This is a genomic window from Azospirillum thiophilum (genome assembly GCF_001305595.1).
In the GTDB taxonomy this organism is placed as follows: Bacteria; Pseudomonadota; Alphaproteobacteria; order Azospirillales; family Azospirillaceae; genus Azospirillum; species Azospirillum thiophilum.
On sequence record NZ_CP012401.1, the window covers coordinates 1,829,284 to 1,842,372 of the forward strand.

The 13,089-nt window shown below is 69.7% G+C and carries 10 protein-coding genes, 1 other RNA gene and 1 pseudogene; all 12 read right to left on the reverse strand.

From position 1 onward, the window contains the following. Positions 1-2: 2 nt before the first annotated feature. The 12 genes and pseudogenes from AL072_RS08545 to AL072_RS08595 all read right to left on the reverse strand — a co-directional run bounded on the left by AL072_RS08545 (position 3) and on the right by AL072_RS08595 (position 13,004). A complete protein-coding gene (locus tag AL072_RS08545) occupies positions 3-1,502 on the reverse strand; it encodes a UDP-N-acetylmuramoylalanyl-D-glutamyl-2,6-diaminopimelate--D-alanyl-D-alanine ligase (RefSeq protein WP_052709898.1) in 1,500 nt (499 codons plus the stop codon). Further along, a complete protein-coding gene (locus AL072_RS08550; RefSeq protein ID WP_045580690.1) occupies positions 1,499-2,992 on the reverse strand; it encodes a UDP-N-acetylmuramoyl-L-alanyl-D-glutamate--2,6-diaminopimelate ligase in 1,494 nt (497 codons plus the stop codon). Before AL072_RS08550 ends, AL072_RS08545 begins: the two co-directional genes overlap by 4 nt. Further along, complete coding sequence (locus AL072_RS08555; protein ID WP_045580689.1) at positions 2,958-4,823, reverse strand: peptidoglycan D,D-transpeptidase FtsI family protein; 1,866 nt, start codon at positions 4,821-4,823, stop codon at positions 2,958-2,960. Before AL072_RS08555 ends, AL072_RS08550 begins: the two co-directional genes overlap by 35 nt. Beyond that, positions 4,820-5,266 (reverse strand): hypothetical protein, encoded by a 447-nt coding sequence (locus tag AL072_RS35525; RefSeq protein WP_245636630.1) that lies wholly within the window; start codon positions 5,264-5,266, stop codon positions 4,820-4,822. Before AL072_RS35525 ends, AL072_RS08555 begins: the two co-directional genes overlap by 4 nt. 143 nt (positions 5,267-5,409) lie before the next feature. Next, positions 5,410-5,595, reverse strand: a pseudogene (ftsL, locus tag AL072_RS36245) (cell division protein FtsL); the annotation flags it as partial. After that, a complete protein-coding gene (gene rsmH, locus AL072_RS08565; protein WP_045580688.1) occupies positions 5,592-6,581 on the reverse strand; it encodes a 16S rRNA (cytosine(1402)-N(4))-methyltransferase RsmH in 990 nt (329 codons plus the stop codon). The pseudogene ftsL and the gene rsmH, both read right to left, overlap by 4 nt. After that, positions 6,578-7,024, reverse strand: a complete 447-nt coding sequence (locus AL072_RS08570; RefSeq protein ID WP_342669567.1) for a division/cell wall cluster transcriptional repressor MraZ — start codon at positions 7,022-7,024, stop codon at positions 6,578-6,580. The genes rsmH and AL072_RS08570 overlap by 4 nt, the downstream gene beginning before the upstream one ends. A 775-nt stretch (positions 7,025-7,799) precedes the next feature. Next, positions 7,800-8,203: RNase P RNA component class A (gene rnpB, locus AL072_RS08575), an RNA gene on the reverse strand. Positions 8,204-8,302: 99 nt separating this feature from the next. After that, positions 8,303-8,995: an N-acetylmuramoyl-L-alanine amidase gene (locus AL072_RS08580; protein WP_045580686.1), complete on the reverse strand. Its 693-nt coding sequence runs from the start codon at positions 8,993-8,995 to the stop codon at positions 8,303-8,305. Positions 8,996-9,002: 7 nt separating this feature from the next. Continuing rightward, positions 9,003-9,881 (reverse strand): DMT family transporter, encoded by an 879-nt coding sequence (locus AL072_RS08585; protein WP_045580685.1) that lies wholly within the window; start codon positions 9,879-9,881, stop codon positions 9,003-9,005. Beyond that, positions 9,878-11,707: an ATP-binding cassette domain-containing protein gene (locus AL072_RS08590; protein ID WP_045580684.1), complete on the reverse strand. Its 1,830-nt coding sequence runs from the start codon at positions 11,705-11,707 to the stop codon at positions 9,878-9,880. Before AL072_RS08590 ends, AL072_RS08585 begins: the two co-directional genes overlap by 4 nt. Positions 11,708-11,822: 115 nt before the next feature. Beyond that, positions 11,823-13,004, reverse strand: a complete 1,182-nt coding sequence (locus AL072_RS08595) for a hypothetical protein (protein WP_045580683.1) — start codon at positions 13,002-13,004, stop codon at positions 11,823-11,825. Positions 13,005-13,089: the final 85 nt, after the last annotated feature.

Genomic DNA, 13,089 nt, shown 5'->3' on the forward strand with positions numbered 1-13,089 from the left:
CGTCAGCCTCGCGGTGCATGCGCGGAGTGCGCGACCGCCGGCGGCTGGTTGGTGGTTCGGGAGGCGGCTTTGTCCTCGCTTTCGCGGCCTCTGTCGAGTGCCGCGAGCGCATCGACGACCAGACCTGTGCGACTGCCAAGCGACCCCTTGACCATCACCACGTCGCCGCCCTTCACCGACGCGGTCACGATGGGGGCCAAATCGACGCTGGACTCGGTCCAGGCGCCGCGCATCGTCTCGGGCAGGCGGTCGAACAATGCCCGCATGTGCGGGCCGCAGGCATAGACCGCATCGACCTGGGCGGCGCGCAGCGGCTCGGCCAGGGCGGCATGCAGGGCGTCGGCCCGGTCGCCGAGCTCGCGCATGTCGCCCAGCACGGCGATGCGGCGTCCGCCGGCGCCGGGATCGATCTTGCCCAGCACCTCCAGCGTCGCGGCCATCGCCGCCGGGCTGGCGTTGTAGCTTTCGTCGATCAGGGTGAAGGCGCCCTGGGGCGCCTGGATGCGCTTGCGGGTGCCGCGGCCCTTGACCGGCTGCAGGCTGGACAGCGACCGGGCGGCAGCGGCGACGTCGGCGCCCAGCGCCTTGACCGCCAGCAGGACGGCGAGGCTGTTCATCACCCAGTGCCTGCCGGGAAGCGACAGGCAATATTGCAGCCGCTCGCCGCGGACGACCGCGGTCACGGCGCTGCACGTCGCGTGCAGCGAGCAGTCGAGCAGGTGGGCGTCGGCCCGGTCGTCGCTGCCGAAGCCCCAGATATGGGACAGGCCATGGCTTGCGGCCGCCGCGGCCAGACGGGCGAACTGCCCGTTGTCGCGGTTCAGCACGGCGACGCCGTTGGGGCCCAGCCCCTCGAAGATCTCGGCCTTGGCGTCGGCGATGGCCTCGACGCCGGAGAAGAACTCCAGATGCACGGCCTCGACGGTGGTGACGATGGCGACGTCCGGCCTGACCTGTCTGGACAGCGGGCCGAGTTCGCCGGCATGGTTCATGCCCAGCTCGAACACGCCATAGGCGCTCGATGCCGGCAGGCGGGCCAGCGACAGCGGCACGCCCCAATGGTTGTTCAGGCTGCCTTCGGTGGCATAGGTCGGGCCCTGCGCCGACAGGACGTGGCGCAGCGTCTCCTTGGTGCCGGTCTTGCCGACCGAGCCGGTGACGCCGACGAACCGCGCCCCACAGCGCGCCCGCGCGGCGGCGCCCAGGGCGGCCATCGACTGGAGCGTGTCGGCCGGCACCAGCAGCAGCGGCGCGTCGGCCGACAGCCCGTCGGGCACATGGTCGACCATCGCCGCGGCGGCCCCGGCGGCGAGCGCCGCGCCGACGAAGGCATGCCCGTCGAAGTTCGGGCCGCGGATGGCGACGAACAGGTCGCCCGGTGCCACCTTGCGGCTGTCGATGGTGACGCCGGTGGCGGTCCAGCCGGCCGGCGGGCCGGTCAGATGCCCGCCGGTGGCCGCCGCGGCGTCCTGCGACGTCCACAGGACCGTCTTGTCGCTCATGCTCCAACCTCCGCTACGGCTTTCCGGGCCTCGTCCGCATCGTCGAACGGACGCACCTCGGTGCCGATAGTTTGTCCTTGTTCGTGCCCCTTGCCGGCGATGACCAGGACGTCGCCGGGCTGGAGCTGTTGCACCGCGGTGCGGATCGCCTCGGCCCGGTCGCCGATCTCCTCCAGCCGGCCCGCCAATTCGCCGGCGGCCCCCGCCAGCACCTCGCTCCGCACGAAGGCGGGGTTCTCGGTGCGCGGGTTGTCGTCGGTGACGATGGCGCGGTCGGCCAGCCGGGCGGCCAGCGCCCCCATCACCGGCCGCTTGGTCCGGTCGCGGTCGCCGCCGCAGCCGAACACCGTCACCAGATGGCGCGAGGCGTGCGACCGCAGCGCCAGCAGCACCGTTTCCAGCGCGTCCGGCGTGTGGGCGAAATCGACATAGACCGCTGCCCCGTTGGGGTGGGTCGCGACATGCTGAAGCCGGCCCGGCACGCCTTCCAGCGTGGGAAGGGCGGCCAGGGCCTGCTCGACGTCGCCGCCGGAGCCGATGACCAATCCCAGCGCGCAGAGCACGTTCCAGGCCTGGAAGCGCCCAGCCAGCGGCAGGTCCACCGTCACCTCGTGGCCGAGCACGGACAGGCAAAGCCGCTGGCCATGGGCCAAGGCTTCCACCCCCGTCACCCGCAGCCCGGTGCCGGCGAGACCATAGGACAGGACGCGGTGGCCACGTTCGTTACAAATTGCGGCAAAAAAGTGGAAGTCGTCACTGTCCGCGTTCAGGACCGCGGTGCATCCTGTCGGTAGTATACGCTGGAAGAGCATCGCCTTCGCGTCGCGATAGGCGTCCATCGTACCGTGGTAGTCCAGATGGTCCAGCGTCAGGTTGGTGAAGCCGGCCGCCTTGATCGCCACGCCGTCGAGCCGGAACTGCTCCAGCCCGTGGCTCGACGCCTCCATCGCCAGATGGTCGATGCCGGCCTCCTTGGCCGCGGCGAGGTCGCGGTGCAGCGATACCGGGTCGGGCGTCGTCATCCCGCCATAGCCCTTCAGGCCGGGGCCGATCAGCCCCAGCGTGCCCATGCTGCCGGCGGCCAGTCCCATGTGCGTCCAGATCTGGGCGGCGAACTGGACGGTGGAGGTCTTGCCGTTGGTCCCGGTCACCGCCACCACCGTCCCGGGCTGGCGCCCGCCATGGAAGGCGGCGGCCATGCGGGCGAAGGCGAGACGGGGCTGCGGATCGGTCAGCAGGACGGCAGTGGTGGAATGCGTGGTGGCCGAGTCGGCGGGCAGCACCGTGCCCTCGGGCGCCAGCACCGCGACGGCGCCCTTGGCCAGCGCGTCGGCGATGAAGGCGCGTCCGTCGGTCTTGACGCCCGACAGGGCGGCAAAGACAAAGCCGGGCCTGACCGCGCGGCTGTCGGCGGTCAGCCCGGCAATGTCGGGGTCGCTGCCGGCCGGACCGGCGTCAGCGGGGCTTGGTCTGAGTTGGGAAAGACGCAACGGTGCTTCCCTTCGGCGGGGGTGGGGCGGTGACGGGGGGCATGGCCTGCTGCCAGTTGGTGGAGCCGGCGGCGTTCAGGTAGGTGGAGGTCAGGATCTCCGGCGCGCTTTCGTCCACCGTCGGCACGTTCAGCAGCGGGCCGATCTGCTTGACGATGCGGCCGACCGCCGGCGCGGCGACCCAGCCACCGGTGGCGTAGCCGTAGGTCTTGGCCGTCGCCTTCGGTTCGTCGACCAGCACATAGACGACGTAGCGCGGATCCTGCATGGGAAAGGCGCCCAGGAAGGACGACATGCGCGAGTTCTTCTGGTAGTGCCGCCCCTTCTGCTTGTCGGCGGTGCCGGTCTTGCCACCGACGACATAGCCCTTCACTTCGGCCGACTTGCCGGTGCCATCGGCGACGACGAAGCGGAACATGCGCCGCATCATGTCGGAGGTCTGGCGCGACACCACCTGTTCGGTCGGAATCTCCGCGTCCGGCTGGCGCTTCAGCAGCGTCGGCTTGTGGAAGAATCCGCCATTGATGACGGAGGCGGCGGCCGCCACCGTGTGCATCGGGCTGACGGAGATGCCGTGGCCGAAGGAGATCGTGTAGCTGTTGACCTCGCGCCATGGGTTGGGCACCAGCGGCCAGCCGTTTTCCGGCAACTCCAGCCCGGTGGGCTTGGTGAAGCCCATCTTGGTCATGAAGGCCTTCTGCGCCGCGATCCCCACCTGCTGGACCATGCGGACCGACCCGAGGTTGGAGGAGTGCTGGAACACCTCCGCCACCGTCAGGGCACGGTGCAGGCTGTGGTAGTCGTTGATGGTGAAGCGGCCGATCTTCACCGGATGCGCGGCGTCGAACAGATCCGATGCGCGGATCTTGCCGGTGTCGAATGCCAACGCCGAGTTGAAGATCTTGAAGGTGGAGCCCATCTCGTACACGCCGAGCGTCGCCCGGTTGAACAGCGTGTCGGGATCGAGGCCGGTCGGGTCCTGCGGATCGAAATCGGGCAGCGAGACCATCGCCAGCACTTCGCCGTTGCGCACGTCGAAGACGATGCCGGCGGCGCCGATGGCGCTGAATTCCTGCACCGTGGCGGCAAGTTCCTTTTTCAGGACATGCTGCAGCCGGAGGTCGATGGACAATTGCAGCGGCGTACCGGGGTCTTCGGTCAGGCGCTTGTTGAAGCCCTGTTCCATCCCGGCGAGGCCGTTGTTGTCGATGCCGGTGAATCCCACCACATGCGAGGCCAGCGGGCCGGCCGGGTAGAAACGGCGCTCCTCGCGCTCGAAGGCGACGCCGGGGATGCCCAGGCGGTGGACGGATGCCTGCTGCTTCGGCGTCAGGTTGCGCTTCAGCCAGACGAAGCGGCGGTCGCCGGACAGCTTGGCGACCAGATCCTTGTAATCCAGCTCCGGCAGGACGCCGGCCAGCTTCTGCGCGGCCTCCTCCGGGCGCGACACCAGCTTGGGGTCGGCGTAGAGCGACTGGGTGACCAGCGAGGTCGCCAGCAGGTTGCCGTTGCGGTCGAGGATGTCGGCCCGGTTCGTGGTGGTGTTGTCAACCTCGAGCGCGACGTGCTGGCGCGGCTCGCCGCCGCCGCCGAACAGGGTGGCCATTGCCAGCTTGACGCTGATCGCGGTGAAGACGGTGGTGACCACGGCGGCCGTCACCAGCAGGCGGTAGCGGCTTTGGTCGAGCGCGACGGCCAGCGATGTCCGGGGTTTGGACGCCGATTGCTGCGCCTGATGGTTCGGCGTCGGCGCCGGGGGCGGGACATAGGTGCTGCCGGGGCTGTGCGGCACCCCGCCGCCGGGTTGGCCGCCTTGGTCGTAGCCGGTCATCGATTGGCACCCAGACGGGCGACCAGCAGACCCAGGCTGTCCGTCGGCTTCGGCTGGTAGGGCTGCTGCGGCTGGGCGGAGGCCTTGCCGGCTGCCGGCGCAGCTGCGGGGACAGGGGCCGGCGGCATCGGCCGGGCGGCCAGTTCGGTCGACCGGGGCGCGGTCGGGGCGCCGGGCGCCAGCTTGCCGGTGGAGGCGCGGTCGGCGGCGGGCTTCTCCGGGGCCTTCTCGACCGGCGCGCGGGCGTTGCCCGGCACCAGCGCCGACGGCTTGATCCGGTTGACGCGGCTCGGGTCGGCAATGCTGCCGGAGGAGGGCAGGGCGGCGGGGACCGCCACCGGGGCGCTGACCGGGACGATGCCGGAGGCCGCGGCGGTCGGCAGGCCAGCCGGCGCACGGACGACGGCGACCTGCGGCGCGCCGCTGTCAGGCGCACGGACCATCGGCGGCAGCGGTGCCGCGCCGGGCAGGGGGGGGGCGGCTGAACGGCATCGCCCGGCCGCATCGGGATCGCGTCCATCGCCATGAACTGGCGCGGTTCGGTCGGCTGCATCGCCAGATAGGCGTGCGCCATCTGCTCCAGCTTGGTGGGGTCGTTCAGATAGCTCCACTCGGCCTTCAGGACCTGGATGGACTCCTGTTCCTGGATGATCTTGCGGTTCAGCCCGGCGAGCTTCTCCTCGAGATCCTGAACGTCATAGCTGGTCTGGAACAGCACGCCGCCGGCGGCGGCGATCAGGCCTCCCCAGAAAAGCCAGGTCTTGCCTTTCATGCTGCCTCCTTGCCGGGCGCCGGGAACGCGGCCGCCTCGGTACGTTCAGCCGCGCGCAGCCGGGCAGACCGGGCGCGAGGGTTGTTGCGGGCTTCGGCGTCGCTCGGGTCCACGGGTTTCCGGGAGAGCAGTCGGAAGGATGAGTGGTGCGCCGCGACCGCGGTCACGGGCGTATGGCGGGACGGGGAGGCGGGCGGCGAGGAGCGGTCCCGCAGGAACGCCTTGACCTCGCGGTCCTCCAGCGAATGGAAGGAGACGACGGCCAGACGCCCGCCGGGCGCCAGCAGCGACTCGGCGGCGGACAGGCCGCGCCGCAGTTCGCCCAGCTCGTCGTTCACATGGATGCGCAGGGCCTGGAAGGTCCGGGTGGCCGGATCGATCGCGTCGCCCTTCCCCTTCGGCACCACCGAGCGGACGATGTCGGCCAGCCGCGCCGTGCGCTCGATCGGCGAGTCGCGGCGGGCGGCCACGATGGCCCGGGCGACGCGCCGCGCCATCCGTTCCTCGCCCAGGTGATAGACGATGTCGGCCAGCTCGGCCTCGCCGGCCGTGTTGACCACGTCGGCGGCGGTCGGCCCATCCCGTCCCATCCGCATGTCGAGCGGGCCGTCGAAGCGGAAGGAGAAGCCGCGTTCCGGCTCGTCGATCTGGGGGGAGGAGACGCCGACGTCGAGCGCCACGCCGTCGACCTTCGCGACGCCATGTTCCGCCAGCAGCCGGTCCGCCACCAGCCGGTCCATGTCGCCGAACCGGCCCTCGATCACCTCCAGCCGGCCGGGGAAGGCCTGGGCCAGGGCGCGGCCGCGCTCGATCGCCGCGGGGTCGCGGTCGATGCCGATGACACGGCAGGAGGCCGATTCGAGAAGGGCGCGGCTGTAGCCGCCGGCACCGAAGGTGCCGTCGACATAGATGCCGCCGTCGCGCGGGGCGAGCGCGGCGATCACCTCGGCCAGCATCACCGGGATATGGACCGGGGCGGCGGTCATGCGCCCTCCCCGCTCCGGCTGGCGGCGCCGCGCGACGCCTTGGCGACGATCTGGCTGAGCGAGATGTCCTTGCGCACGACCTGCTCGCGCAGCGCGGCTTCGTGGGCCTTCAAGGCGTTGGGTTCCCAAAGTTGGAAGGTCTTGCGGCGGCCGATGAAGGCCGCCTCTTCGCCGATGCCGGCGAACTCCGCCAGCTCCCTGGGCAGGACGATGCGGCCTTCGGCGTCGAGGGAGACGGGGATCAGCTTGCCGAAGATGAAGGTCTCGATCATGTCGCGCTCGTCGGCATCGAGGTCGGGGGATTCGAGGCTTTCGGAGAGGACGTCGAGATAGTCCTGGTCGGCGCCTTCCAGCGCCTGGTGGTTCAGCGAGGGCCAGAGATAGACGGTGTTGGCCGCCGAGCTTTTGGCAAGCGACTGCCGGAACTGTGCCGGGATGGACACACGCCCTTTCCTGTCAACCTTATTGACGTATGTGGACAGGAAAACGGCCATCGGCCCGGTGGTCCCCCCTGTTATCCCCCGACCCCGCCATGCGCGGTCGGGTGCCCCGCGCCAGCTCCGCTTGACCCATTCGGCTCCCGCCCCAGGTGTTAACCAAAATGGGTAAGAGCCCCCCTTAAATGGGCATTCTTGGGATAGCATGGGACGGCATGGGCGTCAACGCTCCCCCGAGTATTCAGACGGGGGTGTCAAGACTTTTGGGTGACGCTGTGGCATCCGGGCAAGTTGGTGTACGAAATCTCAGTATCCTCGCAGTATTGTGCTGGACTCTGCCGATGTGGATAAGGTTATCCACACGCGTTCCTCAAATGTTCCGACACTTTAATAAAATGCAGGCGTTCCATAGTTTCTCGGGCGCACGAATCGACCCGTGCGAACGGCATAGGTCTTTGGGTGGGGACGTGTGGTCGATCATGGGACAGCATGGGAATGCGCCCCACACTTATCCACCGGCTGTGGATTAGTCTGGGGAAAATGTGGACGGGACCGTGGACGGTTCGGGGATGACCGTTAAAAAGCCGGGCGGGGAGCCAAGTGTGAGGGTGGCAGGAGGCAGGCCATATCGTCGCAGGGCTGTGGACGACGCCCATTCCGTCCCATCCCCGGGCAAGGCGGGCGCATGGGCGGGTACCCCCCATGGGTCGTCATGGGACGACCCATGGATGCGGCTCGACCGGGCCCAAACGGGACGGAAGAGCCGGGAATAGGGGGGAAAAGCGCCAGATGGCCTGTAAGCCGGGTTCTGTATCCCGATCCCGAAGGATCGGGCGATGGCCATTCGTCTGGGACGCCGGTTGCCCGGACGCCTCGCGCGACCAACCCGAGCGGCGGCGCAGAAACGCGCTTGGCCCACGCCCGTCCCGTTGCGGGGACGGTGGCCGGGCCGCTCCTATTCGGTCTTGCTCCCGGTGGGGTTTACCGTGCCGTCCCCGTTGCCGGGTCCGCGGTGCGCTCTTACCGCACCCTTTCACCCTTACCTGGGCCGAAGCCCCGGCGGTTTGCTTTCTGTGGCACTTTCCCTAGGGTCGCCCCCGCCGGCCGTTAGCCGGCACCGTGTTTCCGTGGAGCCCGGACTTTCCTCCCCCGGTCGAAACCGAAGGCGGCCATCCGGCCATCTGGCGCGGTCGTTCATATAGGGAAGCGGCCGTGGGGGCAAATCCCAAATCCGGGGCGCCGCGTGAAATCGGGCCTGCCCGGCGCTTGCCGGGAAGACCGGCGTCACCGTCCGGTCAGCCGCAGCAGGGCGCGCAGGCTTCGCAGCGTTCCGGCGTCGGCGGCGCCTGTCAGCCTGCCGGGATGGAAATGGCGCTGGAAGGCCAGCAGCGCCCTCGGCTCGGCCGGGTCGTAGCCGTAGCGTCCCAGCAGGGCGGGGATCTCCGCATCCGCAACGGGACCGTCGTCTGCCTGGAACGGCGTGGGCCAGATCCCGATGCCCTGGGCGGCGAGGCCGGGCCAGTCGAACAGTTCGCCCGGATCCTCCTTGCGGTCCGGGGCGACGTCGCTGTGGCCCAGCACGTCGGCGGGGGCGATGGCGTGCCGCGCGACGATGCCGCGGCAGAGCTCCGCGACCGCCGCCATCTGGACGGGCGGAAAGGGGCGATAGCCGAACTCGTGGCCGGGATTGACGATCTCGACGCCGATGGAACGGCCGTTGACGTCCCCGGCCCCGCGCCAGCTCGACCGGCCGGCATGCCAGGCACGGCGGTCTTCCGGGACATGGGCATAGACGGTGCCGTCCTCGTCCACCGTGTAATGGGCGCTGACCTGGGACGCCGGGTCGCACAGCCGGTCCAGCGCGTGCGCGGCGGTGGGCATGCCGGTGTAATGCAGGATCAGAAGCTCGACCCGCGCATCCGCGGCCCGCGGGCCATGGTTGGGGGAAGGGCGGTCGATCCGGCGGAAGCTGCTCATGTCGGCATCAGGTCGGGTTGGTGACCGTCTCGCTGACGGTGCGCGGGCGCCGCTTCACGATCACAGCCACGCCGCCCACGGTCAACAGCCCGCCGATGGCGAGGTTGACCGTCAGCGGATCGCCCATCAGCAGGGCGCCGGACGCGACGCCGAAGACCGGCACGGTCAGCAGATACGGCATGGTCTGGTTGACGTCGTAGCGCCCCAGCAGCGGATACCACAGCCCATAGGCGACGATGGTGACGCCGACCGCCATGTAGACGATCGAGGCCCAGCCGACCCAGGTCGAGTTGGCGAGTGCGGCCATCTGTCCCTGTTCCATCAGCAGCGACAGGCCCAGCAGCTGCGGCATGGCGAACAGCGCCATCCAGCCGTTGACGGCGAAGCCGTTCACCGATCCGATCAGCTTCATCTGCACGCTGGCCACGGCGAAGGCGACGCTGGCCGCCAGGATCAGCAGCAGCGAATGGAGCGACTCGCCCAGCCGCGGTTCGCCCGCGATCACCGCCACGCCGGCGAAGGCGGCGGCCATGCCGATGCCGCGGCGCCAGCCCAGCCTGTCCTTGAACACCAGCGCCGCCAGCAGGGACGAGAAGGGCACCTGCGCCTGTGCCGCCAGCGAGGCGGTCGCGGCGTCGATGCCCTTCAGCCCGCTGAACATCATCGGGAAATGGATGCTGCCCAGCGTCACCGACAGCAGCACGATCTTCCACAGCTTGTCGCGGGGAATGCGGAAGAAGGGGACGATCAGCGCCGCCACCAGGGCGAAGCGGATGAACATCACGAAAAGCGGCGGGAATTCGGCCAGCGCCCATTTCGCGACGACGAAATTCAGCCCCCACAACGCCATCACCAAGAGTGCCTGGAGGGTGTGGGCGAGGCTCATCCCCGGCCGCCTTCCAGATCCTCGCGCATCGCCTCCAGCTCCAGCCAGCGCTCCTCCGCCGCGGCCAGGGCGTCCTGTTTGGCGTGCAGCTGCTCGCTGGTCTTCTGGAACTTGGCGGGGTCGCGGGTGAACAGGTCGGGATCGGACATCGCCTTCTCCAGCTTGGCAATCTCGGCCCCCAGCCCGTCCATGCGGGCCGGCAACTCGTCCAGTTCGCGCTGGTCCTTGTAGCTCAGCTTGCCGCGCGGCTTGGCGGCCATGGCGGGAGCCGTGGCGGTGGGCTTCGGCTTGGCCGCGGCGATGGGGGCCGCCTTGGCCGGGCGCTGCACCAGATAGTCGGAATAGCCGCCGGCATATTCGGTGGCGGTGCCGTCGCCCTCCAGCGCGATGGTGGCGGTCACCAGCCGGTCGAGGAAGTCGCGGTCGTGGCTGACCAGCAGCAGCGTTCCTTGATAGTCGCCCAGCACGTCCTCCAGCAGGTCCAGCGTGTCCATGTCGAGGTCGTTGGTCGGCTCGTCGAGGATCATCAGGTTGCTGGGCTTGGCGAACAGGCGGGCCAGCAGCAGCCGGTTGCGCTCGCCGCCCGACAATGCCTTGACCGGGCTGTCGAGCTGCCGGGTATCGAACAGGAAATCCTTGATGTAGCCGGCGACGTGGCGTGACTGGCCGTTGACCATCACCGCGTCGCCGCCGAAGGGGCACAGCACCTTGCGAATGGTGTCCTCCGGGTCCAGCCCCTCGCGCCGCTGGTCGAAATAGGCGGTGTCGAGGTTGGTCCCCAGCTTCACCGTGCCCTCGTCGGGCGCCAGCTGTCCGGTCAGCATCTTCAGCAGGGTCGATTTGCCGGCGCCGTTCGGCCCGATCAGCCCGACCCGGTCGCCGCGCAGGATGCGGGTCGAGAAGTTCCGCACGATGGTCTTGCGGCCCTCGGGGGTGTCGAAGCCCTTGGCGATCCCGGTGGCCTCGATCACCAGCCGGCCGCCGCGCTCGGCCTCGGCAATGGCGAGCTTGGCCTGCTGGCCGCCCTTGATCTGCTCGGCCCGCACGCCGCGCAGGTCCAGCAGGTTGCGCACGCGCCCCATGTTGCGGGTGCGCCGGGCCGAGATGCCCTCGCGCAGCCACTTCATCTCGCTTTCGATCTTGCGGTCCAGCTTGTGGGCCGCGGCCTCCTCGGACTCGAACACCTCTGCCTGCCAGCTCTCGAAATCGGAGAAGCCGCGGTCGGTCGCGCGCACCGTGCCGCGGTCGAGCCACAGCGTGCGCCGGGCCAGCCGGTTCAGGAAGGCACGGTCGTGGCTGATCAGCAGCAGCCCGCCGCGGAAGGACAGCAGTTCGCCCTCCAGCCACTCGATGGTGGGGAGGTCGAGATGGTTGGTCGGCTCGTCCAGCAGCATGACGTCGGGATTTCCGACCAGCGTGCGGGCCAGCGCGGTGCGGCGCGACTCGCCGCCCGACAGGGTGCGGGGATCGCGCCCGCCATCCACCTGCAGCCGGTCCAGCACCGCCTCGACCCGGTGGGCCTCGTCCTGTTCGTCGGCAGGCAGGCCCTGCACCACATAATCGTGGACGGTGGCGCAGCCGGTGAAGTCAGGCTCCTGCGGCAGATAGGCGATGCGGGCTCCCGGCTGGACGAAGACGGTGCCGCCGTCCGGATGGATCATCCCGGCCAGCACCTTCATCAGCGTCGACTTGCCGGAGCCGTTGCGCCCGACCAGGCAGGCGCGGTCGCCGCGGGCGATCGACAGGTCGATGCCGTCGAACAGCGGGCCGCCGCCGAAGGTGACGGTGACGCCCTGGAGCGCCGTGATGGGTGCGGGAGGAGCCATGGACCGTTCGTGTGCCGGAAGACTGAGGGGAAGGGATGGGTTATAGCGCGCCGTCCCCCTCCGCCGCGACCCGGAAAAACGGTTGGGCGGGTTGCGTCCTGCGGGCCGGGTCCGGTCAGGCCGCGGACCCGGCGGGAACCGCCGCCGGTCCGGCCGCCGGTCCGGCCATTGGTCCGGTTGGAGTCGCCACCTGCTGTTCCTGCATCTTGAAGCCGAAATAGGTGCCGTTGCTGATGCCGGTCAGGGCCAGCAGGTTGGCCGACAGCTCCGGCATGCCCAGCGTGCGGGTGACCTCGTAGAGGAAGGTGATGCCCAGCACCATGGTCCAGGCCAGCAACTGCAGCCGGTGGATGTTGTAGCCGGCGGCATCGCTCAGCAGGTCGGGCAACAGCCCTTGCGACGGCGGATAGATCTCGTCCAGGCTGGCTGCCATCGCCGCCCGGTCGGGTGGGGTCGCCGCGGCCGCGGCCTGATAGGCGTCTGCATGCTGCCGGCGCCGGCCGTCGTCGTCGCTCGGCCGGCGGTCCTGGAAGGCGGCGAGGACGGAGGTGCCGCCGACGATTCCCATCAGTGCCATGGTGCCGGTGGTGACGGTGTCCATCGACCCGGTGATGGTCAGGATACCGACATAGGAGGACGTGACGATCCCGCTCCACCACAGCAGTTGGAAGCGGGCGAGGCTGTAGGGCGCCCGGTAGCCGGCCGGCATCGGCACGCCGGCGATCGGGGTGATGGCGTCGGTGCGCCCGAAATGGCGGAAGAAGGCGAACAGGAACAGCGATGCCACCAGGGCGAACCAGATCGCCGCCAGCCCGAGGTCGCGCTCGCTGGCGCCCTGGATCGAAACCATCCTGGGCATGGTGGCGATGCCGCCGGTTGCCGGGCCGAAGGCGACCGGCAGGGTCTTGGCGCCTGCCAGACTGAAGAAGCCGTTGAAGGCCGCCTGCCAGGCCGCCCGCCGTTGTGCGGCCTCGTCGCCGCTGCCGGCGATCGAGGTGGAGGCGGTGCCTACCAGCTCCCCCCTGGCGTTGCAGGCGAAGCTGGCGCGGGCTCCCGGAATGGTCTGGCCGTTGGCGACCAGGACCAGCCCCTGCGCGTTCATGGCCGTCGCCTGCGCCGTGCAGTCCGTACCGGCGGTCGGCGCCCCCAGCACCAGCGTGAGCGGCTGGCCCAGCACCAGCGGGCCGTCACCGCCTGGAAGGGACGTGGTCTGTGCGCCCGCGCCGCAGGCAGCGACCGCCGTCAGGACCGTTCCCAGAACCGCACCGAAGATCGTCCGGATGACCGTGCGCCGCATCGCCGTTCCGCTTCCCGATATCCGCGGGCCTTGCGTGACCCGCCCCGCCGGAACAATAAATCACGAGGCGGGAAAGAGGCTATCG

What these genes read in the sequence shown, in the direction of transcription:
- AL072_RS08590 (WP_045580684.1), bottom strand. Translation starts at nt 11,707, where the DNA reads ATGGCTCCTCCCGCACCCATCACGGCGCTCCAGGGCGTCACCGTCACC.
- rsmH (WP_045580688.1), bottom strand. Translation starts at nt 6,581, where the DNA reads ATGACCGCCGCCCCGGTCCATATCCCGGTGATGCTGGCCGAGGTGATC.
- AL072_RS08545 (WP_052709898.1), bottom strand. Translation starts at nt 1,502, where the DNA reads ATGAGCGACAAGACGGTCCTGTGGACGTCGCAGGACGCCGCGGCGGCC.
- AL072_RS35525 (WP_245636630.1), bottom strand. Translation starts at nt 5,266, where the DNA reads ATGGTCCGTGCGCCTGACAGCGGCGCGCCGCAGGTCGCCGTCGTCCGT.
- AL072_RS08585 (WP_045580685.1), bottom strand. Translation starts at nt 9,881, where the DNA reads ATGAGCCTCGCCCACACCCTCCAGGCACTCTTGGTGATGGCGTTGTGG.
- AL072_RS08580 (WP_045580686.1), bottom strand. Translation starts at nt 8,995, where the DNA reads ATGAGCAGCTTCCGCCGGATCGACCGCCCTTCCCCCAACCATGGCCCG.
- AL072_RS08595 (WP_045580683.1), bottom strand. Translation starts at nt 13,004, where the DNA reads ATGCGGCGCACGGTCATCCGGACGATCTTCGGTGCGGTTCTGGGAACG.
- AL072_RS08555 (WP_045580689.1), bottom strand. Translation starts at nt 4,823, where the DNA reads ATGACCGGCTACGACCAAGGCGGCCAACCCGGCGGCGGGGTGCCGCAC.